The organism is Actinotalea sp., assembly GCF_041597215.1.
In the GTDB taxonomy this organism is placed as follows: Bacteria; Actinomycetota; Actinomycetes; order Actinomycetales; family Cellulomonadaceae; genus Actinotalea.
This window is the reverse complement of sequence record NZ_JBFHHB010000310.1, coordinates 1-3149: the sequence shown is the minus strand read 5'-3', so window position 1 is coordinate 3149 and position 3149 is coordinate 1. Positions and strand designations below refer to the sequence as shown.

At 71.4% G+C, this 3149-nt stretch carries 3 protein-coding genes; 2 read left to right on the top strand and 1 reads right to left on the bottom strand.

Features of this window, described 5'->3' with window-relative positions; all coding sequences use genetic code 11:
- Positions 1–13 precede the first annotated feature (13 nt).
- Complete coding sequence (locus ABWK99_RS15155; protein WP_372595529.1) at positions 14–1399, bottom strand: aspartate aminotransferase family protein; 1386 nt, start codon at positions 1397–1399, stop codon at positions 14–16.
- A gap of 197 nt (positions 1400–1596) precedes the next feature.
- Between ABWK99_RS15155 and ABWK99_RS15150 the strand changes: the two genes are divergently transcribed.
- Both ABWK99_RS15150 and ABWK99_RS15145 read left to right on the top strand, forming a co-directional pair.
- Positions 1597–2757, top strand: a complete 1161-nt coding sequence (locus tag ABWK99_RS15150; protein WP_372595528.1) for a glycosyltransferase family 4 protein — start codon at positions 1597–1599, stop codon at positions 2755–2757.
- A gap of 108 nt (positions 2758–2865) precedes the next feature.
- Positions 2866–3149: pyridoxamine 5'-phosphate oxidase family protein (locus ABWK99_RS15145; RefSeq protein ID WP_372595527.1), on the top strand; the 284-nt coding region annotated here is incomplete at its 3' end.

The following is a 3149-nucleotide window of genomic DNA, read 5'->3' as shown; positions in this document are numbered from 1 at the left end:
CCGACGGTCACGCTCAGTCCCGGGTCAGCGCGTGCGCGAACTCGTCGAAGCAGGCGACGTAGGCGTCGATCGCCTCGTCGGTGTGGGTGACCGAGAGGGTCCACTCCTCCTCGCGACCCGGCGTCATGAAGATGCCGCGGTTGAGGTTGAACAACCAGGCGAGGGACGAGAGATCCGCGTCCTGGTTGGCCTTGAAGCTGGCGTAGTCCGTGATCGGCACCGGCGAGAAGGTGACGCAGCCATTGGAGGCGATGCCGACGGCGTAGCCGGGCAGGTCGTAGCGCTCGACGACGTCCGTGCAGCCCGCGAGGATGCGCTCGTTGAGGTGGTCCAGGTGCGCGTACGCCTCAGGGGTCAGCACCTCGGTGAGGCTCGCCCGGGCCGCCGCCATGCCGAGCGGGTTCCCGTTGTAGGTCCCCACCTGGTAGACGGTGCCGTCCTCCACGACGGACATGACCTCGGCCGTCCCGCCGATGGCACCCGTCGGCAGGCCGCCACCGAGCGCCTTGGCCAGGGTGACGAGATCGGGCCGGACGCCGAAACGCTCGGTCGCTCCACCGGCCGCGATCGTCAGGCCGGTCTTGACCTCGTCGAAGATCAGCACGATGCCGTACCGGGTGGTGATCTCGCGCACCTGCTCCAGGTACCCGGGCTCGGGCAGCACGATGCCGAGGTTCATCATCGCCGGCTCCATGATCACGCAGGCGGGCAGTCGCCCCTCCGCGTCCAGCCGCTGGATCCGACGCTCCATCGCCCCCGCGTCGTTGAACGGCACAGGGACGGTCATCTCGACGGTCGCGGCGGGGATACCGGCGCCGTAGGCGAGCGAGGCGAGGTTCTCGGGATCGCCGATCTTGTCGTACTCCACGCCGATCGAGACCATCACCGTGTCGTGGTGACCGTGGTAGGACCCGAAGATCTTCATGACGGTGTCGCGACCCGTGAAGGCGCGCGCGATCCGGATCGCGTCCATCGTCGACTCGGAACCGGAGTTCGTGTAGCGCCACTTCGGCAGGTCCCATCGGCGGGCGAGCTCGTCTCCGACGACGATCGCGTCCTCGGTGGGCGCGGCGAAGTGCGTGCCCTGCGGGTAGCGCTGGGCGATGGCGGCCCCGATCGCGGGGTGCGCGTGACCCTGGACCATCGACCCGAAGCCGTTGTGGAAGTCCCACATCCGGTTCCCGTCCACGTCCCAGACGAGCGGTCCCTCACCGCGCTCGAGGTAGATCGGCCAGGGGTCCCGCACCTGGTACGAGGAGGCGACCCCGCCCGCGAGGTGGACGCCGGCACGCTCGTACATCGCGCGCGAGGCCTGGGTCCGCTCGTCCAGCCGGACCGCCTCGCGCGCGGTCAGCTCCTTGATGCGTCCGCGATCGATTCGCACGCTCGTGTTTCCCATGACTCTCCTGCCCGGCCGACCTGGCGCCGGGAGTGCGTTGCTGCCGTGGGACCCTGGCCGGCCTGGCGCCAGGGGTGTTCCGGGCCGGACCCGATGGGCCACCCGGTCCCGCACGAGCGGGCTCGGTAAGGATAGTGGACACGGCGCGCCGCTGTCAGGGGACTCCCCGGTGCAGGGACGTGACCTACCATCCCAGGGTGTCCCCGCAGCCCTCCGCCGTCCCGCTGCGGATCGGACTGGTGATCGACGACTCGCTCGACCGCCCCGACGGGGTGCAGCAGTACGTGCTCACCCTCGGCACCTGGCTCACCGCCCAGGGGCACCACGTCAGCTACCTGGCGCCCTCGACCGCCCGCACCGACCTCCCCCACCTCGCCGTGATGGGCCGCTCGGTGCAGGTGCGCTTCAACGGGAACCGCCTCTGCACGCCGCTCCCGGCGCGTCCCCGACTCCTCCGGGCGCTCCTCGACACGCACCGGCTCGACGTGATCAACGTGACGATGCCGTACAGCCCCTTCATGTCGGGACGGCTCGTGGCCCGGGCGGCGGCCACCACGGCCGTCGTCGGCACCTTCCTCATCCTCCCGGCCTCGGCGGCGGTGGAGCAGGCGGCCCGGGGCCTCGGCCTCCTGCAGCGCAGGCGGCTGCGACGCTTCGACCGCGTGTTCTCCGTCTCGGCGCCCGCGCAGGAGTTCGCGCGTCGCGCGTTCGGGCTCGAGAGCGATGTCGTGCCCATCCCGGTCGACATCGGCGCGTTCGGGCCCCCGCCCAGCGCCGTCGCCCAGGACCCGCCCAGCGCCGTGCACATCGTCTTCCTCGGTCGGCTCGTCGAGCGCAAGGGGCCGGCGCAGCTGCTCGCGGCGCTGGCGGCGCTCCGGGACCGCGGCCCGACCTCGCCCTTCCGCGTGACCATCGCCGGGCGGGGTCCCTTGGCCGTGGCGCTCGAGCAGCAGGCAGCGAGCCTCGGGCTCGCCGACCTCGTCGACTTCACGGGGTACGTCGCCGAGGAGGACAAGGCAGCACTGCTCGCCTCGGGTGACCTCGTCGTGCTTCCCTCCACCGGAGGAGAGAGCTTCGGCATCAGCGTCGTCGAGGCCCTCGCCGCGGCCAGGGGCGCCGTCCTGGTCGGGGACAACCCCGGGTACGCGACGGTGATGGGCGAGCTCGCCGACCAGCTCGTCGACCCGACCGACACCGCTGCCTTCGCCTCCGCACTCGCCCGGTTCGTCGACGACCCGGAGCTGCGCAGGAGGTCGGGAGAACGCCAGCGTGCCCTGGCCTGGCAGTACGACATCGACACCGTCGGTCCGCGGATCGTCGAGGCGTACCGCCAGGCCGTGGCGGACCGCCGCTCCTGACACCGCGCGAGCAGCGGCTCGGCTCGCCTGGTCGCCGCGGGCACCGGGACCAAGGGCGCGCCTCGCGCGCGGCCTGACGATAGTCTGACGACATCCGGAGGGAGCATCGTGACCGAGCCGAATGAGATCGTCGCCGTCCTCGACGAGGAGGAGGGCTGGGAGTTCCTGCGCAGCCACGAGTTCGGTCGGCTCGCCTACCGCGTCGGGAACGCGACCGACATCGCGCCCGTGAACTACGTGGTGGACGGGCACCGGCTCGTCTTCCTCACCAGTCAGGGCAGCAAGCTCGCCGGCGTGGCCATCACCCAGGACGTGGCCTTCGAGGTCGACCACATCGGGACCGACGAGGCCACGAGCGTGGTCGCGCACGGACTCGCCCGTCACCTCACGGG

What these genes read in the sequence shown, in the direction of transcription:
- ABWK99_RS15155 (WP_372595529.1), bottom strand. Translation starts at nt 1,399, where the DNA reads ATGGGAAACACGAGCGTGCGAATCGATCGCGGACGCATCAAGGAGCTG.